This is a genomic window from Streptomyces sp. LUP30, assembly GCF_001746365.1.
Lineage (GTDB): Bacteria > Actinomycetota > Actinomycetes > Streptomycetales > Streptomycetaceae > Streptomyces.
Map to the genome: position 1 here is coordinate 108,924 of NZ_MJAJ01000015.1, position 22,228 is coordinate 131,151.

Here is a 22,228-nt window from a genome sequence, read left to right on the forward strand (position 1 = left end):
TACAGCTAATCTGACGGGTAGTCAGCTATCGGCGGGGAGGCTCGTGATGCGCGGTGACGTGGAGTGGGGCAGCATCCCGGGCCTGGTGCGCGCGGCCGCCGAGCGGTACGCCGACGCCGAGGCCGTGGTGGAGGGCCGCACCCGGATCTCGTACGCCGAACTCGGCGCCCGCGTGGAGCGCGCGGCGGCGGCCTGCATGGCGAACGGGGTCCGCTCGGGCGACCGGGTCGGCATCTGGGCCCCGAACACTCTGGAGTGGATGGTCGCGGCCCTGGGCGCGGTGTCGGCAGGGGCGGTGCTGGTGCCCGTCAACACACGTTTCAAGGGCGCCGAGGCGGCCGACGTGCTGCGCCGGAGCGGGGCCAGGCTGCTGTTCGTGACCGGCACCTTCCTCGGGGCCTCGTACGTGGCGTCACTGCGGCGGGCGGCCGGGGAGGGCCCCGGGGCGGGACCGCTGGCGGGCCTGCCGGCGCTGGAGCAGGTGGTCGTGCTGTCGGACGACGCCCCGGTCGACTTCCGCACCTGGAAGGACTTCCTGGTGAGCGGGGAGGCCGTGGGAGGGGCGGAGGTCCGCCGGCGCGCGGAATCGGTGCGCGGCGACCAGCCCTCGGACATCGTCTTCACCTCGGGCACCACGGGCCGCCCCAAGGGCGCGGTGATCACGCACGCGCAGACCCTGCGGGCGTACGGGATCTGGACCGACCTGGCGGGGCTGCGGCGCGGCGACCGCTATCTGATCGTGAACCCCTTCTTCCACACCTTCGGCTACAAGGCGGGGGTGATCGCCTGCCTGATGCGGGGCGCGACGATGATCCCGCAGCCGGTGTTCGACGTGGACGCGGTGCTGGCGCACGTGGCCTCGGAACGGGTCTCGGTGCTGCCCGGCCCCCCGACGCTCCACCAGTCCCTCCTGGAGCACCCCGCCCGCGACCAGTACGACCTCTCGGCGCTGCGGCTGGTGGTGACGGGCGCGGCGGTGGTCCCGCTCCGCCTGGTGGAACGGCTGCGGGGCGAACTCGGCGTGGAGACGGTGCTGACGGCTTACGGCCTGTCGGAGGCGAGCGGCATCGTCACGATGTGCCGGCGGGGCGACGGGCCGGACGTCGTCGCCACCACCTCGGGCCGGGCGATCCCGGGCACGGAGGTGAAGGTGGTCGACGACCGCGGCGCCGAGCCGGCCCCGGGCGCACCGGGCGAGGTGCTCGTGCGGGGCTTCAACGTGATGCGCGGCTACTACGAGGACGCGGCGGCCACGGCGGAGGCGCTGACCCCGGACGGCTGGCTGCGCACCGGGGACGTGGGCGTCCTGGACGCGGCGGGCAACCTCCGCATCACCGACCGCATCAAGGACATGTTCATCGTCGGCGGCTTCAACGCCTACCCGGCGGAGATAGAGCAACTCCTGGGACTGCACCCGGACGTGGCCGACGTCGCCGTGATCGGCGTCCCCGACCTCCGCCTGGGCGAGGTGGGCAGGGCGTACGTGGTCCGGCGAGCGGGCGCGGTGTCGACGGCCGACGACCTGATCGCCTGGGCCCGCCGCGAGATGGCGAACTACAAGGTGCCCAGGTCGGTGGAGTTCGTACCCGAACTGCCCCGCAACGCGAGCGGCAAGGTGGTGAAGGGGGAGCTGCGGGGGCGCGGGGTGCGTCAGCCGTACGACGTCGGTCGCGGCCGCCGAGAAGCGCCACCGGGGTCACGCCGTCGAGCTGGACACGAGGGAGTGTGAATGACCGGCGTCGGCCGGGAGGCGGTCAAGAGGAGGGGGCACCAGCAGCTGCGTGCGGGCCCGGGGAGGGGGACTGCGGGTCGTCGCGGACTGCTCGGGGACACGCAGTACACGGTGGCCTGAGCGGGCGCCGTCCGTGTTCCCCGCATGCCTCGGCCGCGGCGGCGCCCCCTCCGCGCCGCCGCGGCCGATCCCCGTCGGGTGTGGCTGGTGTCAGGCCGTCTCGTCGGTCGCGTGGAAGTCGGCCGGCTTGTTCAGCGGCTCGGTGGTGGCGTGGAAGTCCTTGGCGGCGATCTCCTCGCCCGCCGCGTCCGCGGCCGGCCGGGAGTCGGCGACGACCGCCGGGGTCTCGGCCTTCTCGCTCGTCGCGTGGAAGTCGGCGGGCTTGACGGTGCCGGTGTTGTCGGCCATGAAGTGACTCCTAGAAAAGAAAGCGTGACGCAGCGGATGGGAGCGGGACCGCCCGGCAGTACCCCCGTGGATTGCCGGGCGGATCCCGCACGGCCGTTCACCCCGGGCGGCGTCCTGTGGCCTGATCCACAAGACCCCGCTCAGCGACGCGGCCGTCGCACCGAGCCGTCTGCCCCCCGACGCGACGGTCCGGCACGACTGACAGTGCCGCACGGCGATAAACGAACGATGAACGCCTTCGCGTGACCCTCACCCGACCGGCGCCGAGGCCAGCAGCGAGCGTACATCCGCCGCCTCGGGTGACTTCAGCGCCTCGAACGCCGTCAGGGCCTCCTGCCAGCACACCCGCGCCCGGTCGAGCTGGCCGACGCCGTGCAGACCCCGGCCGAGGGCGGTCAGGACGTTGGCGCGCCGCCAGTCTCCGCCGATGCCGTGCAGGACGGCGAGGGCCTGCTCCGCACAGGCCGCGGCGCGGGCCGGGGCGTGGTCGGCGAGATGGAGTTCGGCGAGCCGGAAGAGGGTCATGCCGTGCCACAGCTGCTGCCGGGCGTCCTGGAACATGCCGAGCGCGTCGGTCAGCGCCTCGAGCGCCGGTGTGATCTCCCCGGCGCTGGTCAGCGCCAGCCCCAGCGCGTATTTCCCGTTGGCCAGGCGCAGGGCCATGCCGGTGTCGTCGCGCTCGTAGATGGCGACGCCCTGCCGGGCCAGGGAGACGGCGCTGTCGATGCGGCCGGTCGCCAGATGGACCCGGGACAGGTTGCACAGTGCGCTTGCCTCGCCCGGCGAGTTCCGGTCCGCGCGGAACGCGGCCAGCGCCTCCGTGAGGTGCTGCTCCGCCTCGTCGTGCCGGCCGGTGTAGAGGGCGATGATGCCCTGCTGGTTGGGCGCCTGAGCGCAGACGACCGGGTCACCGGCGGCGAGGCCCAGCGTCAGCGCGGCGCCCGCCTCCCGGTCCGACTCGGTGAACTGGCCGGACACGCCCAGGATATGACTGTGCATCAGCCGGGCTCTGCCTTCGGCGTAGGCGTCCCCGGTGCGCTGTGCCGCCGTGACCACCGCGGTGGCCGCCAGCACGTACTGGCGTGAGCTGATCCCCGACTCCCCGAGGTCGACGGCGGCGAAGAGCAGGTCGGCGGCGCGCCGCAGCATGCCCGCCGTGCCGGTCTGCTGCACCGCCGCCAGCAGTCCGCTCGCCTCGGTGAACAGCCAGTCCAGGGCCTGGCCGCGGTCGGGGAACTCCAGGCCCGGGTAGCTGCCGCGGCTCAGGTGGTCCAGCACGCGCTCCCCGGGCCGCTCGATCGCGTAGACGCCCGTGGCGGTGGCCAGGTAGAAGTCCAGCAGCCGCGACATCGCGGCCTCCGTCCCCCGCAGCCCGGAAGGCGCGGCGGACGACCCCGCGCCGGCCGGCTCCTCGTCGCGTTCCGCGCAGGCCCGCGCGTACAACCGCACCAGGTCGTGGTAGCGGTAGCGGCCGGGGGCCGCGGACTCGAGCAGGGAGGTGTCCACCAGGGACTCCAGCAGGTCCTCGGCGTCCTCCAGCGGCAGGTCCAGGACGGCGGCGGCCGCCGCGAGGGAGATGTCCGGTCCGTCCGCCAGGCCCAGCAGACGGAACGCGCGGGCCTGGGCCGGCTCCAGCGCGCCGTAGCCGAGCTCGAAGGTCGCCTTCACGGCGAGGTCGCCGGCCTGCAGTTCGTCCAGTCTGCGCCGCTCGTCGGCGAGCTTCGCCGCCAGCACCGACACCGTCCAGGTGCGGCGCGCCGCGAGGCGGGACGCCGCGATGCGGATGGCCAGCGGCAGGAAGCCGCAGGCCGCCACCACGTCCAGGGCGGCCTTGCGCTCCGACGCCACCCGCTCCTCGCCTACGATGCGGGTGAACAGGGCCAGCGCCTCGTCCGGGGACATCACGTCCAGGTCGACCAGATGGGCGCCCGCCAGGTCGACCATCCGGACCCGGCTGGTGACCAGCGCCGCGCAGCCCTCCGTGCCCGGCAGCAGCGGCCGCACCTGCGCCGCGTCCCGCGCGTTGTCGAGCAGCACCAGGACCCGGCGTCCGTCCAGCACGGAGCGGTACAGCGCCGCGCGTTCCGCCAGGGAGTCCGGCACCGCCGAGTCGGCCGTGCCGAGCGCCCGCAGGAACGAGCCCAGCACCGTCTCGGGCTCGGCCGCCCGGGCCCCGGCCCCCTGGAGGTCGACGTACAACTGCCCGTCGGGGAACGCGGAGCGGGCCTGGTGGGCGATGTGCACGGCGAGGGTCGTCTTGCCGACGCCCCCGATCCCGGCCAGCGCGGACACGGCCATCACCCGTCCCGTCCCGTCGCCCGCACCGGTCCCGGAAGCCGCCGCCAGCACCTCGCTCAGTTCCCGCACGAACGCCGATCGCCCGGTGAAGTCGGGTACGGTCGCCGGGAGTTGGGCGGGACGCACCTGCACCACCGTGGGCTGCTCGGCCGGCGCGGACGGCTCGGCGAGCTCCGGGTCGGCCTGCAGGATGCGACGCTGCAGCTCGCGCAGTCCCGCGCGCGGATCCACCCCCAGCTCCTCGGCCAGCAGCCGCCGGGTGTCCGCGTACACCGCGAGTGCCTCCGCCTGCCGGCCGCTGCGGTACAGCGCCAGCATCAGCAGCTCGCGCAACCGCTCGCGCAGCGGGTACGCGGCCGTCAGCGCCGTCAGCTCCGAGACCGCCTCCGCGTGGCAGCCCTGCTCCAGGTCCATGTCCAGGCGGGCCTCCAGCAGCCCGAGCCGCCACTCCTCCAGCCGGACGCGCTGGGCCTCCGCGTAGGGCCCGGGGACGCCGGCCAGCGCCTCGCCGTCCCACAGGCCCAGCGCCTGCTTCAGCACCTCCCGGGCCCGGCCCAGGTCACCGGCCGCCCTCGCCTTCTCCGCCTCGGCCGCGCGCTCCTGCGCCACCGCCAGATCCAGGGCGCCCTCGCCCAGCCCGCGCACCGCGTACCCGCCCGACTCGCTCACCAGGACGCGCGGGTCCAGCGCCTTGCGCAACCGGGAGGCGTACGTGCGCACCGCGGCCAGCGCCTGTGACGGCGGGTCCTCCCCCCACAGCGCGTCGATCAGCTCGGCGGCCGTGGCGGTCCGGCCCTCGCGCAGCAACAGAGCGGCCAGCAGCGCGCGTTGTTGGGGGGATCCGGTGGCCAGCTGTTCCTCGCCGCGCCGGGCGCGCACCGGGCCGAGCACGTCGAAGCGCAGCGCGGCGGGCTCCCCGGGAGAACCGGGGCGCCTCTGCTGCGGCACACGTGGGCCGCCGTGCTCTGCGCGGTCGTCCATCAGGGCTCCCCTTAGGCATCCGAAGTACCAGCCCAGTTTGCCCTGTCCGCGCCAAGACCGTCAGCTGCGCGAGACGCCGATCACAGCGCGGCTCACGGGAGGGCGCAGACCCCTCACCCCCTCTGCGCACACATTCGCACACAGTCGATCACCAGCGGCTCCCGCAGGCTAGCTGACGGGTCGTCAGTTCAGCGCTACCGTGCCCCCATGGACACCTCAGCGACCGCCTCGACCGCCGCCTCGCCGACCGCCGCACCGCTCCCGCTGATCATCTCCGTCGACGACCACACCGTGGAACCCAGCACCGTCTGGCAGGACCGTCTGCCGAAGAAGTACCTCGACGTCGGCCCGCGCACCGTCCGCGCCCCGCTCAAGGAACTGACCTTCCTGGGCGGCCGCTTCAAACCCGTCATGGGCGAGCCCGGCGACGACGGTCCGATCGGCGACTGGTGGCTCTACGAAGACCTGCAGCGCCCCCTCACCCGCCTGGACACCGCCGTCGGCTTCAGCCGGGACGAGATCAAGCTGGAGGTCATCACCTACGAGCAGATGCGCCCCGGCTCCTACGACGTCCCCTCCCGGCTCGCCGACATGGACGTCAACCACGTCCAGTCCGCCGTCTGCTTCCCCACCTTCCCGCGCTTCTGCGGCCAGACCTTCACCGAGGCCGCCGACCACGAGCTGGGCCTGCTGTGCGTACGCGCCTACAACGACTGGACGGTGGAGGAGTGGTGCGGGCCCGCTGCCGGGGGCCGGCTCATCCCGCTCACCCTGGTCCCGCTCTGGGACGCCGAACTGGCGGCGGCCGAGGTCCGGCGCAACGCGGCCCGCGGGGTCCGTGCGGTCGCCTTCTCCGAGATACCCCCGCACCTGGGCCTGCCCTCCGTGCACACCGACTACTGGGACCCCTTCCTCGCCGCCTGCGACGAGACCGGCACGGTCGTCGCCATGCACATCGGCTCCAGCAGCCGTATGCCGTCCACGTCGGCGGACGCCCCGCCTGCCGTCGGCTCCACCATCACCTTCGCCAACTGCTGCTTCTCGATGGTCGACTGGCTGATGAGCGGCAAGTTCGAGCGCTTCCCGAACCTGAAGGTGATGTACGCGGAGGGCCAGATCGGCTGGATCCCCTACATCCTGGAGCGCGCCGACGTGGTGTGGGAGGAGAACCGGGGCTGGGGCGGCGTCGCGGACAAGGTCCACCGTCCGCCGTCCGAGCTGTTCGCCGACCACGTCTACGGCTGCTTCTTCGACGACGCCTTCGGGCTGCGCAACCTCGACTCCGTGGGCGTCGGGAACGTCCTCTACGAGACCGACTACCCGCACTCCGACTCCACCTGGCCGAAGTCGCGGGAGGTCGGCGAGGCGCAGATGGGCCATCTGGACCCGGACGTGGTCGAGCGGATCGTGCGGGGCAACGCCATCGAGCTGCTGGGACTGACCGAGGACGGCCTGTGGAGCCCGCGGTGAGCGTCGCGTACGGCATCCAACTGCCGGTCCAGTCCCAGTCGACGATCTACGCCGAGCCCTGGGAGGCCGACGCGGGCCCCGCCGACCTCGTCGAGATCGCCCGGGCCGCCGACCGGGCCGGCTTCGCCTACGTCGCCGCCTGCGACCACGTGGCGATCCCGCGCCGGCTGGCCGAGGCCATGAGCACCGTCTGGTACGACCCGGTGGCCACCCTCGCCCACCTCGCGGCCGTGACGACCCGCGTGCGCCTGCTCAGTCACGTCGCCGTCGTCGGCCTGCGCCATCCCCTTCTGACGGCCAAGCAGTACGCCACCCTCGACCACCTCAGCGGGGGCCGCCTCGTCCTCGGGGTCGGCGCGGGACACGTGCGGGAGGAGTTCGAGGCGCTGGGCGCGGACTTCGAGCGGCGCGGCGCGGTCCTGGACGAGACGATCGACGCCCTGCGCGCCGCGCTCGGGCCACAGGAGTTCCCCTCCCACCACGGGAAGGCGTACGACTTCGAGGGGCTCGGCCAGCGGCCCCGCCCCGCGCAGGCCCGCGTCCCCCTCTGGGTCGGCGGATCCTCCCCGGCCGCCGTGCGCCGGGCCGCGCTCAAGGGCGACGGCTGGCTGCCCCAGGGCGACCCGAGGGAGCGGCTGCCCGCGCAGATCGAGAAGCTCCGACGCCTGCGCGAGGACGCCGGCGTCGCCGCGCCCCTCACCATCGGCGCCATCACCGAGCCCCTGTACGTCGGCACGCCTGCCTGGGACGTCGGCCGCCGCACCCTCACCGGCCCGCCGGAGGCGCTGGCCGCGTCCCTGCGGGCCTACCCGGCGATGGGCGTCGACCAGATCCAGGTCCGCTTCCGCTGCCGAAGCCGAGCCGAACTCGTCGACCAGATGACGGAGTTCGGCGCGGCGGTGGGGCCACTGCTGTAGGGCCGCCCGGTCGCCGCACCTCCCGGCCCGCGCCCACCACCCCGCGGTGCCGACGGCATTCCGGCCGAGCCGGTCGAGGCCGCCTGCCGCGCGGGACCCCGGGAGGTCGGTGGCCCTTCCGCTGGAAGCCGACTTCCCGTCATATGGTCGTGGGAATCTTCACCTTGTTGCGGGTCATCCTGTAATCATGGCGGATCCGGGGGGCAGCGCGACGCGCGGTGTTCTGCCTCTCCTTTGACCATGGAGAAGCAACTTGAAGACAAAAGGGACGCTCGCCGTTCTCATGGGGATATGTGCATTCGCCGTGCTGCCGCAGACGCCGGCACAAGCGGAATCCATATCGTCGCCGACTCCGGTGCCGGCAGCGGGCGACAAGGACGCCCGAGGTTTCACGTCTGCCGAGGCGGACGCCTACTGGACGCCCGAACGCATGCGTGCGGCGCAGCCCGTCGCCGGCGGAGAGTCCGCAGACGACGCCGCCCGCCGCGGCGTCGCCGCCTCATCCAGCAAACCCTTTGCGGGCATACCGATCGTCGGCACCTTCTTCTTCGACGACGGAACCCGTACCGGCCGCTTCTGCGGAGGGACAGTCGTCAACAGTCCCGGCAAGAACCTTGTCATGAGTGCGGGGCACTGCTTCGACGACCGGAATGCGCGAAAAAACGTCACTTTCGTCCCCCAGTACAACGCGGGGAAAAAGCCCTTCGGATCCTTCACCGTCAAGCCCGGCCGCGTCTACGTCGACAAGCGGTACCTCGCCAAAGGCCCCGACGCCGCAGCCGACCTGGACTTCGGCTTCCTGCAGCTCGAACCCCGCGGCGGCGTGAACGTACAGGACGTCGTCGGCGGCGCCGACCTCCTCGTCGGTGCAGGCTACGAGCACGATCCCGTCCGCCTCATCGGCTACCCCAGTGCCCAGAAGGGGCCACTGGACTGCACGGACAAGACCGTGCGCTACAACAGCTCAGACCCCAAGATCCCCGGAAGCTTCCTGCGCATCGCGTGCAAGGCGTACTCGGGGGGCGCGTCCGGCGGCCCGTTCCTCGTCAAGAAGACGGCGGGATGGGGAATCGTCGGCGTGATCGGCGGCTGGCACACCGGCGGTGACGTCGACGACATCTCCTACAGCTCCTATCTCGACGCCGACGCCCAGAAGCTGTACGACGACGCCGTCAACAACAGGCCGCCGGCCGGCCGCTGAATCCCCGGCCGGGCAGCAACCCGGAAGCTCGCCGCAGTGCCGGCAGGTCGAGAAGGTGCCTCACGTCGGCGCGATCCGGAAGCGCGTCACCAGGGCACCTCTCCCTCGTCGTCGAAGAAGCGGCCCGTGGGCCCGTCGGCCGGCACGGTGGCCAGCCGGATCGCGGCGGCCGCTCCCTGCTGGGGGGTGCGCACTCCCCGGAAGCCGTTGAGGTCGGTCGCCGTGTAGCCGGGGCAGACGGCGTTGATCAGGATGTGGGTGTCGGCCAGTTCTTTGGCGTACTGCACGGTGACGGCGTTGAGGAACGTCTTCGACGGAGCGTAGGCCACGGCGATGGGGCCCGTCTCGGCGCCAGGCGTGGTCTGGCGGGTGAGGGAGCCGACGCTGCTGGAGACGTTCACGATCCGCGGCGACGGCGAGCGGCGCAGCAGAGGGAGCAGGGCGTTGGTGACGCGGATGACGCCGATCACGTTCGTCTCCACGGCCGCCCTCACCCGGTTCACGTCGACCGTGGTGGGCTCCTGCGGTCCGCCGCCGGTGATCCCCGCATTGTTGACGAGCGCGTCCAGCCGTCCGGCCCGCTCCTCCAGCAGCCGAGCCGCCGCTGTCACGCCCTCGTCGTCGGTCACATCCAGCGGCACGCCGAACGCGTCGGCTCCGGCCGCGCGCAGCCTGTCCACAGCGGCCTCGCGCCGCTCCTCGTTCCGCGCGCCGATCCCGACGGACCAGCCGAGGGCGCCGAGCCCGGCGGCGATCTCGTACCCGATGCCCTTGTTGGCCCCGGTCACCAGGGCGACCTTGTGGTGGTTCACGGTGTTCGTCTCACTCATGACGTCGATACTTCTCCCCCGTCGGACCGGGCGTCCAAGACCGACTGGGTGGGCGGCGATACCGCCCGGGTATCGCCCCTGGTCGTCCCGGTTAGGCTGGCGGGGTGGAGACACGTGAGCTGCGGTACTTCGTCGCGGTCGCCGAAGAGCTGCACTTCGGCCGGGCCGCGCGGCGGCTCGGGATCGCACAGCCCCCGCTGTCGCGGGCGATCGGCGGGCTCGAACGCCGCCTGGGCGCCCTCCTGCTGGAGCGCGGCAGCCGGGGTGTCGCCCTGACCGGGGCAGGGGCGGTGCTGCTGCGGGAGGCGCGGGCGGCGCTGGACGCCGTCGAGGCCGCCGAACGACGCACCCGCCGGGCCGCCCTCGCGGCGACCGGCCGCCCCGCCGTGGTCCTGGCCGCGAAGGCGGGGGCCTCCGGTGAACTGCTGGCGAAACTCCTCGACGCCTACGCCGCCGAGCCGGGCGCCGTCGCCGTGGACGTCGTGCTGTGCGGGCCGGGCGAGCAGGCACGGTTGCTGCACGACGGCCGGGCCGACGTAGCCCTGCTGCATCGGCCGTTCGACGACACGGCCGGCTTCGACACCGAGGACCTGCTCTGCGAGGGCCAGGTCGCGATCCTCCCGGTGGGCCATCCTCTCGGCGCCCGCCCCCACGTGCGGCTCGCCGAGGTCACCGGCCTTCCCGACCTGCCCCTGCCCCGCTGGCCCCGCCCTGACGGCACCTTCCCGGACGGCCCCGGACCGCAGGTGCGCGACCACACGCAACTCACCCAGCTCATCGCCCTCGGCCGCGCCTGCGCGGTCGTGCCGGAGTCGGGCCGCACCGGCCTGCGCGAGGACCTCACCGCCGTACCGGTCCCCGACGCCCCCCACGTCACCACGGTCATCGCCTGGCCCCCGCACAGCCGTTCGGCGGCCGTCGCGGGGCTGGTCCGCGCCGCCACCGCCCTGTGACCGACGGCGGTCGAAGCCGGGACACCGTGCTGGATTTCGGGGACGCCGTCCGGTCCGCCGCGGCCGGGTCCGACGTGGCGCCCTTGCCCGGCATCGCTCCACACCACTCACTGAACCGTTGAGCACGTTCACGCCGAGCCGCGTACGCGCGAGCGTACGGACCCGACGGCCCGGCGGAAGGACCCCACCAGTGCGATCCGCCGAGCGTTCCGCCCAGCCTCTCGCCCTCGCCCTCGCCTGCGCCGAGGGCGACTGGCCGCACGCGGACCGGCCGGCCACGGACGACCCCTACGCGGCGGCGATCGTCGGGCACACCTGCCTCTCGGCCGCCGCGTGCGCCGCGCTGCGGGAGGAAGCCCGGCGGACGCCCGCCGGGGCCGACGCGCCCGTGCTTCGCACCTGAGAACCATCAGAGCGCCGGAATCTCCGGGAGGGGTATGTCCACGTCGGCGACGTTGCCGCCGCCCTGGCCGAATCCGGGCTCGGCCCGCAGGCTGTCGGCCGATGTCAGGATGCCGTCGGCTTCAGGGGTGCCGCATTTCGCGTTCCGCAGCCGGAGCCGCCCGTCGGGAGTCCCGTTCTTCAGGATCTGCCTGGAACCGGCGTCGGCGGTGAATCCGTCCTCTGTGTGCTTGTGCAACCCGGGTGCTCGACGAATCCGAACAGGCCGCTATCTGACGCTGCGTCAGATCGAGCGCTACGATGCTGAGTTCCAGTGATGCGATGCGAAGGGGTTCGGCATGGGAAAGCTCGACGGACGCGTCGTCCTCGTGACCGGCGCCGCGCGCGGCCAGGGAGAGCAGGAGGCCCGGCTGTTCCGGGCGGAGGGCGCCGAGGTGGTGATCGCCGACGTCCTGGACGAACAGGGCGCGGCTCTCGCCGAGGAGATCGGAGCGCTGTACGTCCACCTCGACGTGGGGCGGGAGGACGCCTGGCAGTCGGCCGTGCGCGCCGCGCAGGAGGCCCACGGCCGGATCGACGGCCTCGTCAACAACGCCGGCATCCTGCGCTTCAACGCCCTCACCGACACGCCGCTCGACGAATTCATGCAGGTCGTGCAGGTCAACCAGGTCGGCTGCTTCCTCGGAGTCAAGACGGTCGCGCCGGTGATGGCCGACGGCGGCACGATCGTCAACACGGCGTCGTACACCGCGGTGACCGGGATGGCGGCGGTGGGCTCGTACGCGGCGACCAAGCACGCCGTCCTCGGCCTCACCCGGGTCGCGGCCCTGGAGCTCGCCCCGCGGGGCATCCGGGTCAACGCCGTGTGCCCCGGCGCGATCGACACCGCCATGTCCAACCCCTCCCTGCTGGACCCGGACGCGGACCGGGAGGAGACCGCGAAGGCCATCGACGGGCTGTACCGCAAGCTCGTGCCGATGGGCCGCATCGGCCGCCCGGAGGAAGTGGCCCGGCTCGCGCTGTTCCTCACCTGCGACGACTCCTCCTACATCACCGGCCAGCCGTTCGTGATCGACGGAGGGTGGCTGGCGGGGGTCAGCGTCATCTGAGGGGTCGTCAGGTATTGACCCTCCATGCGGCGGGTGCGACAGTCGGGCCAGTCGATCTGACGAACCGTCAGAAATCGTGGACTTCAGAACCGGGGACGGTGAACCTCCTTGGAATTCGGGCTCTTTGTACAGGGATATGTGGGCAAGCGCGGCGAGACCGACCCGCTCGCCGAGCACAAGGCGCTGATGGAGGAGACCGAGTACGTCATCCAGGCGGACAAGTCCGGCTTCAAGTACGCCTGGGCCTCCGAGCACCACTTCCTGGAGGAGTACTCGCACCTCTCCGCCAACGACGTCTACCTCGGCTACCTCGCCCACGCCACCGACCGCATCCACCTCGGCTCGGGCATCTTCAACCCGCTCGCGCAGGTCAACCACCCGGTCAAGGTCGCCGAGAAGGTCGCCATGCTCGACCACCTCACCGGCAACCGCTTCGAGTTCGGCTCCGGCCGCGGCGCCGGCTCCCACGAGATCCTCGGCTTCCTCCCCGGCATCACCGACATGAATCACACGAAGGAGATCTGGGAGGAGACCATCGCCGAGTTCCCCAAGATGTGGCTTCAGGACGAGTACGCCGGCTTCCAGGGCAAGCACTGGCAGCTGCCGCCGCGCAAGATCCTGCCGAAGCCGTACGGGAAGTCGCACCCGGCGATGTGGTACGCCGCCGGATCGCCGCCGTCGTACGCGATGGCCGCGAAGAAGGGCCTCGGGGTGCTGGGCTTCAGCATCCAGAAGGTGTCCGACATGGAGTGGGTGCTGGAGCAGTACAAGACGGCCGTCGTGAACGCCGAGCCGATCGGGGACTTCGTCAACGACAACGTGATGGTGACGACGACGGCGATCTGCGCGCCCACCCACGACGAGGCGATCCGGATCGCCGTCGAGGGCGAACTGCACTACCTGCCGTCCCTGGTGTTCCGCTACCACGACACCTTCCCGCGCCCCGAGGGCTTCCCCGTCTGGCCGGAGACGCTGCCCGAGTACAACGCCGAGTTCGTGGAGCTCCTCGTCGAGGAGGAGCTGCTGATCTGCGGCGACCCGGACGAGGTGACCCGCCAGTGCAAGCGGTGGGAGCAGGCCGGGGCCGACCAGCTGTCGTTCGGGCTGCCGGTGGGCGTGCCGAAGGAGGAGACGCTGCAGACGATCCGGCTGATCGGGGAGCACGTGATCCCGAAGATCGACACGGATCCCGTTCACCGGACGTCGCGCTTCCGCGGGACCGTCTGAGGTCGTACGAGGCCGGACAGGTCCCCGCAGGTGAAAAGGGAGCCCCCATGCTCGATCACGTGATCAAGGGTGCGACCGTCGTGGACGGGACGGGTGCACCCGCGTTCCGCGCCGACGTCGGCCTCCGGGACGGGCGGATCGCCGTCATCGGAACCGTCGCCGAGGAGGCGCGCACGGCCGAGGACGCCGCCGGACTCGTCCTCGCCCCCGGGTTCGTCGACCCGCACACGCACTACGACGCCCAGCTCTTCTGGGACCCGTACGCCACCCCGTCCCTGAACCACGGGGTGACCACGGTCGCGGCCGGGAACTGCGGCTTCACGCTCGCACCGCTCAACCCCGACCGCCCCGAGGACGCCGACTACACGCGCCGCATGATGTCCAAGGTCGAGGGAATGTCCCTGGTCGCGCTGGAAGAGGGCGCGCCCTGGAACTGGCACGGGTTCGGGGAGTACCTCGACGCCCTCGAAGGGCGGATCGCCGTCAACGCGGGGTTCATGGTGGGCCACTGCGCCCTGCGCCGGTACGTGATGGGGCCGGACGCGGTGGGCGGACAGCCCAGCGAGGAGCAACTGGACCAGATCGTACGGCTGCTGCACGAGGCCATGGAGGCGGGGGCGTGGGGTTTCTCCACCACCCAGTCGTCCACCCACTCCGACGGCGACGGCCGGCCCGTCGCCTCCCGGCACGCGCTTCCCGCCGAGCTGCTGGCGTTGTCGCGGGCCGTGGGCGAGCACGAGGGCACCCAGATCGAGGCCATCGTCGCCGGCTGTCTGGACCAGTTCAGCGACGCCGAGATCGACCTGTTCGTCGAGATGAGCGCGGCGGCCGGACGCCCCCTGAACTGGAACGTCCTCACCGTCGACGCGGCCGTCCCGGAGCGGGTGCCCCGGCAGCTCACCGCGAGCGAGCGGGCCCGCAAGGCGGGCGGCAGGGTCGTGGCGCTCACGATGCCGATCCTCACGCCGATGAACATGTCCCTGGGCACCTTCTGCGCGCTGAACCTGATCCCCGGCTGGGGGCCGGTCCTGAGCCTGCCCGTCCCGGAGCGCATCGAGAGGCTGCGGGACCCGGGCGTGCGGGCCGAGATGCTGCGGCGGGCCGACTCCAGGGAGGCGGGCGTCTTCCGGCGGCTGGCCGACTTCGGGCGGTACGTCATCGGCGACACCTACAGCGCGGCCAACGAGGGCCTCACCGGACGGGTCGTCCGGGACATCGCCGCCGAACGCGGCCTCGACCCGTTCGCCTGTCTGGTCGAGATCTGCGCGGCCGACGAACTGCGCACGGTCCTGTGGCCGATGCCCACGGACAACGACCCCGGCTCATGGGCGCTGCGCGCGCAGACCTGGAGCCACGAGGACGTCCTGCTCGGCGGCTCCGACGCCGGCGCCCACCTGGACCGCATGTGCGGAGCCCCGTACACCACCCGCTTCCTGGGCGACTGCCTGCGCGGCCGGAAGCTGGCCGGTCTGGAGCAGGCGGTGAAGATGCTCACCGACGACCCGGCGCAACTGTTCGGCCTGCGGGAACGGGGCCGGATCCAGGAGGGCTTCCACGCGGACCTGGTCCTGTTCGACCCGGCGCGGATCGACGCGGGCAAGGCCACCCTGGTGCACGACCTGCCGGGCGACAGTCCCCGGCTGGACTCCCGGGCGATCGGCGTGCGGGCCGTCTGGGTCAACGGCGTGGCGGTCATCCGGGACGACGTGGTGACGGGCGCCGTGCCGGGGCGGGTGCTGCGCTCGGGCCGGGACACCAGGACGGTGAGCACCGGATGAGCGGCGAACCGGCCTACGGACAGCGCCTGTTCGTCGGCGGCGCCTGGATGGAGCCGGACGCCGGGCACTACGAGGTCGTCGACCCGGCGACCGAGGGCACCGTCGGCTGGGCGCCGGAGGCCTCGCAGGACCAGGTGCGGGCGGCCTGCGCGGCGGCTCGCGAGGCGTTCGGCCCGTGGTCGCGCACCGCGCCGGAGGAGCGTGCGGCGGTCCTCGGCCGTGCGGCCGACATCGTGCGGGCCCGGCTGCTGCCCTACGCCGAGCTCGCCCGGGCGGAGACGGGCGCGACGACCGGGACGGCGCGCGCCATGCAGGTCGGGGTGGGCGCGGCCCGCTTCCGCCGGTACGCGCGCGTGGAGTCCGCCGAGTGGCCGGTCCCGCCGCAGATCAACGAGGCGGGCCCGATGGGGAAGGCCGGTGTGATGGGCGCGCTGGCCGTCCGCCAGCCCGTCGGCGTCGTCACCTGCATCACCTCCTACAACAACCCGTGGGCGAACCCGGCCGGGAAGATCGCCCCCGCCCTGGCGATGGGCAACACGGTCGTGGTCAAACCGGCCCCGCAGGACCCCCTGTCCGTCTACCGGATGGCGGAGGCGCTGGAGGCGGCGGGCGTGCCGCGCGGGGTGGTGAACGTCGTCTCGGGACGGGCCGTCGAGATCGGCGAGACGGCCGTGTCGTCGCCGGACGTCGACATGGTGAGCTTCACCGGCTCGACGGCCGTCGGACAGCGCATCGCCGAGGTGTGCGGGCGGCAGATGAAGCGCCAGCTGATGGAGCTGGGCGGCAAGGGCGCGGCGGTCGTCCTCGACGACGCGGACGTCGCCTCGGCGGTGGCCGGCATCGGCACCACGTTCTCCTTCTACAGCGGCCAGATCTGCACGGCGCCGACACGGGTGCTGGCGCAGCGGGGGGTGTACGACCGGCTGGTCGAGCGACTCGGCGCGTATGCGGCCCGGTTGACGGTGGGCGACCCCGGAGAGGCGGACACGGTGGTCGGCCCGGTGATCTCGGCCGCCCATCGGGACCGGGTGGAGTCGTACGTCGAACTGGGGCGCAAGGAGGGCGCGGTGGTTGTGACGGGCGGCGAACGCCCCTCGCTGGAGCGGGGCTTCTACGTTGCGCCGACCCTGCTCGCCGACTGCACCAACGACATGCGGGTGGCCCGGGAGGAGATCTTCGGCCCGGTGGTCGTCGTCATCCCCTTCGACGAGGAGGAGGAGGGCGTCGCCCTGGCCAACGACAGCGACTACGGGCTCATCGACTACGTCTGGTCGGGCGACGTGGCCCGCGCCTTCCGCGTGGCCCGACGGCTGCGGGCCGGCGGCGTCGGCGTCAACACCGTCGGCCGCAACATGGAAGCGCCGTTCGGGGGCTTCAAGAGGAGCGGGGTCGGCCGCGACGTCGGCTCGTACGCGCTGCACGCGTACAGCGAGGTACAGGCGATCGTCTGGCCGGGGTGAGCCCGGCCGGACGGGGGCACGCCCGCACTCGGTCTCGACGGCTTCCCTGACCCGCTCCCGTGACGAGGGTCACCTCTCCAGGTCCACCCGTACCGTGAGCAGTCCCGTTCCGAGTGCCCGTACCGCCGTGCTGTTGGCGCGGGGCAGGGTGCGCAGACGCGCGACCGGGTCGTCCTCGGGCATCAGGTGGGCCGTCCCGGAGTGCCACCGCCCGCCGAGGCGCACCCGCACGCGCGGGTCGGCCTGGATGTTGCGGACGTACTGCGACCGCTCCCCGAACTCCGAGACCAGCCAGAACGTGTCGCCGACCCGGCGGCCGCCCAGCGGGGTGCGCCGGGGCCGGCCGGAGACGCGGCCGGTGGTCTCCAGGAGCGTGTGGAACGGCAGCCGGCGCGTCAGGGGGTTGGCGACGTACCGCTGCAGGGCGGTCGTAGCACGGAAACGGAGGTCGCTGGAACGGGCCATGATCCGTGGGGCTCCTTCGCGGACAGGTGTGTTGCGTCCATGCTCCCCGACGGCGTCGGCGTGACGGAAGCGGGCGGCCGCACGGGCGACGGGCTCCGGTGGCCGGCCGGGCCGGGCGGGCGGGTCCTGTCCGTCGGACGGGTGCTAGCCTCCCCGCGTTCAAGATCGAAACGGGGGAGCCGATGGCCGCCAGGTCGAGCAGGGTCGCGGGAGCGGTGCTGTGCACCGTCACACTGATGACGGGCTGTGCGTCGGGCTCCGACGCGGACCCGCCCACGAGTCACCCCACGCAGGACACGAGCATCACCGCCGAGGTCGGCGAGCGCTTCACCCTCTCCGTGCCGGAGAACGGGTCCACCCGCGAGCACTGGTCCGTCGTCGCCCCGCAGCCGGACGCCTCGGTGGTCCGCACCGCAGGCCGGCGCTACGAGTCCGGCGACGACGGGAAGTCGGTCGGCGGCGGCGGCACGCTCGTCCTCACCTTCGAGGCCACGGGCCGGGGCAGCACCCGGATCGTGCTGCTGCACTGCACGTTCCCCATGGCGGGGTCGGCAGCCTGCGGCGGCGGCGCGAGTCCGTCCCCGACCCCGCCCCCGGAGCCGGAGCGGATCACCTACCGGGTCACCGTGCGCTGACGACGCGCGGGCCGTGGCAGGACCGGCCCCCGCCGCGGCGGCCGGTCCTGCCCCGGCCCGGCGCGCCCCGACATCGATGCCGACCAGTCGGTATGGACACGTGCCCCGTCTGCCGGTACAGATGAGGGCGTCGTCCGCGACGACGCCGCCGACCGAGCCGTACGCAGTGAAAGGGCCGCCCATGCGCATCGCCGTCACGATCTTCCTCACCGACGAGACGATCACCCCCACCCGCCTCGCGCGTGAGCTGGAGGAACGCGGTTTCGCCGGGCTCTATCTGCCCGAGCACACGCACATCCCGGTCGAGCGGACCACCCCCTACCCCGCAGGCGGCGACCTGCCCCGCGAGTACGGCCGCACCCTCGACCCCTTCGTCGCCCTCGGGCAGGCGGCGGCCGTGACGGAGACGCTCGGCCTCGGCACCGGCATCACGCTCGTCGCCCAGCACGACCCGATCGGCCTGGCCAAGCAGATCGCGACCGTGGACCACCTCTCCGGCGGACGGCTCACCCTCGGCCTCGGCTACGGGTGGAACGTCGAGGAGGCCGCCGACCACGGCGTGCACTGGCGCACCCGGCGCGAACTGGTCCGCGACCGGATGCGGCTGATGCAGGCGCTGTGGGCGGACGAACCGACCGCGTACGAGGGCGAGTTCGGGAGCGTGCGCGCCAGCACCGCGTACCCCAAGCCCGTGCAGAAGCCGCGCGGCCCCGTCACCGGGCCCCGCACCCTGATCGGCGGGGCCGCCGGGCCCAAGCTGTTCGCGCACATCTGCGAGTACGCCGACGGCTGGCTGCCGATCGGCGGACGCGGCCTCTCCGAGTCGCTGCCCGTGCTGCGCTCCGCCTGGGCGGACGCGGGCCGCGATCCCTCCGCCCTGCAGATCGTGCCGTACGCCGTCCACCCGTCCCCCGGCAAGCTCGCGCACTACGCGGAGCTCGGCATCGAGGAGGTCGTGGTGCAGCTGCCGCCCGCGGGCGAGGCGGAGGTGCTCGCACTGCTCGACGGGTTCGCCCCCTTCCTGTAGGCCGCGCGCCTCAGGGCGCGCCCCAAGCCCGGAAAACGTGATCGTATGCTCGAAGGATGACGACTCCCGCGAGCTCCGGTACCGGCCCAGGCCAGACCCCCGGCCCGTCCGGCGGCCCCACCGAGAACTCCATGCGGCGCGCTCTCAAACGGGCCCGGGACGGCGTCGCCCTCGACGTCGGCGAGGCGGCCGTGCTGCTCCAGGCGCGCGGCGAGGCTCTGCGGGACCTCGCCGCCTCCGCCGCCCGGGTGCGGGACGCCGGTCTGGAGGCGGCCGGCCGGCCCGGCGTCATCACGTACTCGAAGAGCGTCTTCATCCCCCTCACCCGGCTGTGCCGGGACAAGTGCCACTACTGCACCTTCGTGACCGTCCCCGGCAAGCTCCGCCGCGCCGGACACGGGATGTTCATGTCGCCCGACGAGGTCCTCGACATCGCCCGCAAGGGAGCGGCCCTCGGCTGCAAGGAAGCCCTCATCACCCTCGGCGACAAGCCGGAGGAGCGATGGCCCGAGGCCCGGGAATGGCTCGACGCGCACGGGTACGACGACACCATCGCCTACGTCCGCGCCGTCTCCATCCGCATCCTGGAGGAGACGGGGCTGCTCCCGCACCTCAACCCGGGCGTGATGTCCTGGACCGACTTCCAGCGGCTGAAGCCCGTCGCGCCCAGCATGGGCATGATGCTGGAGACCACCGCGACCCGGCTGTGGTCCGAGCCCGGCGGCCCGCACCACGGCTCCCCGGACAAGGAGCCCGCCGTCCGCCTGCGCGTCCTGGAGGACGCCGGCCGCTCCTCCGTCCCCTTCACCTCCGGGCTCCTGATCGGCATCGGCGAGACCTACGAGGAGCGGGCCGAGTCGCTGTTCGCGCTGCGCAAGGTCTCCCGCGCCTACCACGGGATCCAGGAGCTGATCATCCAGAACTTCCGCGCCAAGCCGGACACCGCGATGCGCGGGATGCCGGACGCGGAACTCGACGAACTCGTCGCCACCGTCGCCGTCGCCCGCCACATCATGGGCCCCTCCGCCTGCCTCCAGGCCCCGCCCAACCTCGTCGACAGCGAGTACGGGCGGCTGATCGGCGCCGGCGTCGACGACTGGGGCGGGGTGTCCCCGCTCACCATCGACCACGTCAACCCCGAGCGGCCCTGGCCGCAGATCGAGGAGCTCGCCGGGAAGTCCGCGGCGGCCGGCTTCGAACTGCGCGAACGGCTCTGCGTGTACCCGGAGTTCGTGGGCCGCGGCGAGCCCTGGCTGGACCCGCGGCTGCTCCCGCACGTGCGCGCCCTGGCCGACCCGGAGACGGGACTCGCCCTGCCGGACGCCGTCGTCGAGGGCCGCCCCTGGCAGGAGCCGGAGGAGGTGTTCGTGCCGTCCGGCCGTACCGACCTGCACCGCACCATCGACACCGAGGGCCGCACCTCCGACCGGCGCGACGACTTCGACGAGGTGTACGGCGACTGGGCCGCCCTGCGCGAGGCCGCCGCACCCGGCATGGCGCCCGAGCGCATCGACACCGACGTGCGCCAGGCCCTCGCGACGGCCGCCGACGACCCGACGAAGCTCACCGACGACGAGGCGCTCGCCCTGCTCCACGCGGACGGCCCGGCCCTGGACGCTCTGACCCGCATCGCGGACGACGTCCGCCGCGCCGCCGTCGGCGACGACGTCACGTACATCGTCACCAGGAACATCAACTTCACCAACGTCTGCTACACGGGCTGCCGTTTCTGCGCCTTCGCGCAGCGCCGCACCGACGCCGACGCCTACACCCTCTCCCTCGACCAGGTCGCCGACCGCGCGCAGCAGGCGTGGGAGCTGGGCGCGGTGGAGGTCTGCATGCAGGGCGGCATCCACCCGGACCTGCCCGGCACGGCCTACTTCGACATCGCGAAGGCGGTGAAGGAGCGCGTCCCCGGCATGCATGTGCACGCCTTCTCGCCGATGGAGGTGGTCAACGGCGCGACCCGCACCGGCCTGTCGATCCGCGAGTGGCTGATCGCGGCGAAGGAGGCGGGGCTCGACTCCATCCCCGGCACGGCGGCGGAGATCCTGGACGACGAGGTCCGCTGGGTGCTGACCAAGGGCAAGCTGCCGACGGCGACCTGGATCGAGGTCGTCACGACGGCGCACGAGGTCGGGATCCGGTCGTCCTCGACGATGATGTACGGCCACGTCGACCAGCCCCGCCACTGGCTGGGTCATCTGCGGACCCTCGCCGGCATCCAGCAACGCACCGGCGGCTTCACGGAGTTCGTCACCCTGCCCTTCATCCACACCAACGCGCCGGTGTACCTGGCGGGCATCTCCCGTCCCGGCCCGACCATGCGGGACAACAGGGCGGTGACGGCGATGGCCCGGCTCCTGCTGCACCCCCACATCCCCAACATCCAGACCAGCTGGGTCAAACTCGGCACCGAGGGCGCCGCGGAGATGCTCCGCTCGGGCGCCAACGACCTGGGCGGCACGCTGATGGAGGAGACCATCTCGCGGATGGCGGGCTCGTCGTACGGCTCCTACAAGTCGGTCAAGGACCTGATCGCGGTCGCGGACGCGGCGGGCCGCCCGGCGAGGCCGCGTACGACGCTGTACGGCGCGGTGTCCGAGGAGCGGCGGCGGGCGGCCGCGGCGTCCGACGGGCATCTGCCGGAACTGCTGCCGGTGCTGGACTGAGGGACAGCCCTACAGGATCCCCACAGTACGATGATCGGACCCCTCGTGGTCGTGGGGTCCCGTAGCTGAGGAGATGCGTGCCCGTGCCTGCCCGACGGCTTCCCTCCTGGGTCTGGGTCACCGGCCTGACCGCCGGTGCGATCGCCGCGGTCGTCGCGCTGACGGCGCAGGCCGAGAGCGGCCCGCACCCGACGGCCTCGGCGGTGAAGAGCCCCCACGCCTCGGCGTCCGCGGGCGCCAAGCCGTCGGCCGCGCCGAAGCCGTCGGCTCCCTCGCAGGCCCGGGTGCCGGAGAAGTCGGGCGCCGGCCGCCGGGTCGTCTACTCGCTGGGACAGCACCGCGTCTGGCTGGTCGACGCGGACGACACGGCCCGCCGCACCTTCGCGGTCTGGCCCGGCACGGTGAACCCGGCCGTCGGCAGCTACACGGTGTCGGTGCGCAAGGACGCCGTCACCGGCTCCGACGGCGTGGCGATCGAGCACGTCGTGTACTTCTCCGCCGCGTCGGGTGTGAACATCGCGTTCTCCAACGCCGTCGACGGCTCCTCCCCGCCCCCGGCCGCCGCCGGCGCGCAGACCGGCGGCATCCGGATGGCGAAGGCGGACGGCACGGCGCTGTGGGCCTTCGGCGAGACGGGGACGAAGGTCAGGGTCGTCGACTAGG

At 72.8% G+C, this 22,228-nt stretch carries 19 protein-coding genes; 14 read left to right on the forward strand and 5 right to left on the reverse strand.

Annotated features, from left to right (window positions below):
* Positions 1-46: 46 nt before the first annotated feature.
* A complete protein-coding gene (locus tag BG482_RS15165) occupies positions 47-1,729 on the forward strand; it encodes a FadD3 family acyl-CoA ligase (protein ID WP_079141827.1) in 1,683 nt (560 codons plus the stop codon).
* A 213-nt stretch (positions 1,730-1,942) separates the two neighbouring features.
* On the opposite strand, the gene BG482_RS15170 is transcribed toward BG482_RS15165, so the two are convergent.
* A complete protein-coding gene (locus BG482_RS15170) occupies positions 1,943-2,140 on the reverse strand; it encodes a hypothetical protein (protein ID WP_069769542.1) in 198 nt (65 codons plus the stop codon).
* A 249-nt stretch (positions 2,141-2,389) separates the two neighbouring features.
* Positions 2,390-5,419, reverse strand: a complete 3,030-nt coding sequence (locus BG482_RS15175; RefSeq protein WP_069769543.1) for a BTAD domain-containing putative transcriptional regulator — start codon at positions 5,417-5,419, stop codon at positions 2,390-2,392.
* 207 nt (positions 5,420-5,626) lie between these two features.
* Between BG482_RS15175 and BG482_RS15180 the strand changes: the two genes are divergently transcribed.
* The 3 genes from BG482_RS15180 (at position 5,627) to BG482_RS15190 (ending at position 9,007) form a co-directional block, all read left to right on the forward strand.
* Positions 5,627-6,889 carry an amidohydrolase family protein gene (locus BG482_RS15180; RefSeq protein ID WP_069769544.1) on the forward strand — a complete coding sequence of 421 codons (1,263 nt, stop codon included), beginning with the start codon at positions 5,627-5,629 and terminating at the stop codon, positions 6,887-6,889.
* Positions 6,886-7,806, forward strand: coding sequence for an LLM class F420-dependent oxidoreductase (locus tag BG482_RS15185; protein WP_107450581.1), 921 nt, complete (start codon positions 6,886-6,888; stop codon positions 7,804-7,806). The genes BG482_RS15180 and BG482_RS15185 overlap by 4 nt, the downstream gene beginning before the upstream one ends.
* 355 nt (positions 7,807-8,161) lie before the next feature.
* Positions 8,162-9,007: a serine protease gene (locus tag BG482_RS15190; RefSeq protein ID WP_107450580.1), complete on the forward strand. Its 846-nt coding sequence runs from the start codon at positions 8,162-8,164 to the stop codon at positions 9,005-9,007.
* A gap of 86 nt (positions 9,008-9,093) precedes the next feature.
* Here the strand turns inward: BG482_RS15190 and BG482_RS15195 are convergent, their stop codons facing one another.
* Positions 9,094-9,837, reverse strand: a complete 744-nt coding sequence (locus tag BG482_RS15195; RefSeq protein ID WP_069769547.1) for an SDR family oxidoreductase — start codon at positions 9,835-9,837, stop codon at positions 9,094-9,096.
* Positions 9,838-9,941: 104 nt separating this feature from the next.
* Here BG482_RS15195 and BG482_RS15200 point away from each other — a divergent pair, with 104 nt between their 5' ends.
* Together BG482_RS15200 and BG482_RS15205 are read left to right on the forward strand one after the other, a co-directional pair.
* Positions 9,942-10,790: a LysR family transcriptional regulator gene (locus BG482_RS15200; RefSeq protein ID WP_069769548.1), complete on the forward strand. Its 849-nt coding sequence runs from the start codon at positions 9,942-9,944 to the stop codon at positions 10,788-10,790.
* Between the two features lie 190 nt (positions 10,791-10,980).
* Positions 10,981-11,193: a hypothetical protein gene (locus tag BG482_RS15205; RefSeq protein WP_069769549.1), complete on the forward strand. Its 213-nt coding sequence runs from the start codon at positions 10,981-10,983 to the stop codon at positions 11,191-11,193.
* Between the two features lie 6 nt (positions 11,194-11,199).
* Here the strand turns inward: BG482_RS15205 and BG482_RS15210 are convergent, their stop codons facing one another.
* Positions 11,200-11,430, reverse strand: a complete 231-nt coding sequence (locus BG482_RS15210; protein ID WP_069769550.1) for a hypothetical protein — start codon at positions 11,428-11,430, stop codon at positions 11,200-11,202.
* A 100-nt stretch (positions 11,431-11,530) separates the two neighbouring features.
* Between BG482_RS15210 and BG482_RS15215 the strand changes: the two genes are divergently transcribed.
* The 4 genes from BG482_RS15215 to BG482_RS15230 all read left to right on the forward strand — a co-directional run bounded on the left by BG482_RS15215 (position 11,531) and on the right by BG482_RS15230 (position 16,766).
* Positions 11,531-12,301, forward strand: coding sequence for an SDR family NAD(P)-dependent oxidoreductase (locus BG482_RS15215; protein WP_069769551.1), 771 nt, complete (start codon positions 11,531-11,533; stop codon positions 12,299-12,301).
* A 108-nt stretch (positions 12,302-12,409) separates the two neighbouring features.
* Positions 12,410-13,528: an LLM class flavin-dependent oxidoreductase gene (locus BG482_RS15220; protein ID WP_079141828.1), complete on the forward strand. Its 1,119-nt coding sequence runs from the start codon at positions 12,410-12,412 to the stop codon at positions 13,526-13,528.
* A gap of 47 nt (positions 13,529-13,575) precedes the next feature.
* A complete protein-coding gene (locus tag BG482_RS15225) occupies positions 13,576-15,306 on the forward strand; it encodes an amidohydrolase family protein (protein ID WP_069769553.1) in 1,731 nt (576 codons plus the stop codon).
* Entirely contained in the window at positions 15,303-16,766 is a 1,464-nt protein-coding gene (locus tag BG482_RS15230; RefSeq protein WP_069769554.1) for an aldehyde dehydrogenase family protein, read from the forward strand. The genes BG482_RS15225 and BG482_RS15230 overlap by 4 nt, the downstream gene beginning before the upstream one ends.
* A gap of 69 nt (positions 16,767-16,835) precedes the next feature.
* Here the strand turns inward: BG482_RS15230 and BG482_RS15235 are convergent, their stop codons facing one another.
* Positions 16,836-17,231, reverse strand: a complete 396-nt coding sequence (locus tag BG482_RS15235; RefSeq protein WP_069769555.1) for a nitroreductase/quinone reductase family protein — start codon at positions 17,229-17,231, stop codon at positions 16,836-16,838.
* A 182-nt stretch (positions 17,232-17,413) separates the two neighbouring features.
* Between BG482_RS15235 and BG482_RS15240 the strand changes: the two genes are divergently transcribed.
* The 4 genes from BG482_RS15240 (at position 17,414) to BG482_RS15255 (ending at position 22,227) form a co-directional block, all read left to right on the forward strand.
* A complete protein-coding gene (locus BG482_RS15240; RefSeq protein WP_069769556.1) occupies positions 17,414-17,866 on the forward strand; it encodes a protease inhibitor I42 family protein in 453 nt (150 codons plus the stop codon).
* Between the two features lie 181 nt (positions 17,867-18,047).
* Positions 18,048-18,893, forward strand: coding sequence for an LLM class F420-dependent oxidoreductase (locus BG482_RS15245; protein WP_069769557.1), 846 nt, complete (start codon positions 18,048-18,050; stop codon positions 18,891-18,893).
* Positions 18,894-18,949: 56 nt separating this feature from the next.
* Positions 18,950-21,565, forward strand: coding sequence for a bifunctional FO biosynthesis protein CofGH (locus BG482_RS15250; RefSeq protein ID WP_069769558.1), 2,616 nt, complete (start codon positions 18,950-18,952; stop codon positions 21,563-21,565).
* Positions 21,566-21,642: 77 nt separating this feature from the next.
* The gene (locus BG482_RS15255; protein ID WP_069769559.1) at positions 21,643-22,227 is read left to right on the forward strand and encodes a hypothetical protein; all 585 of its coding nucleotides are present in this window, start codon (positions 21,643-21,645) and stop codon (positions 22,225-22,227) included.
* Position 22,228 lies beyond the last annotated feature (1 nt).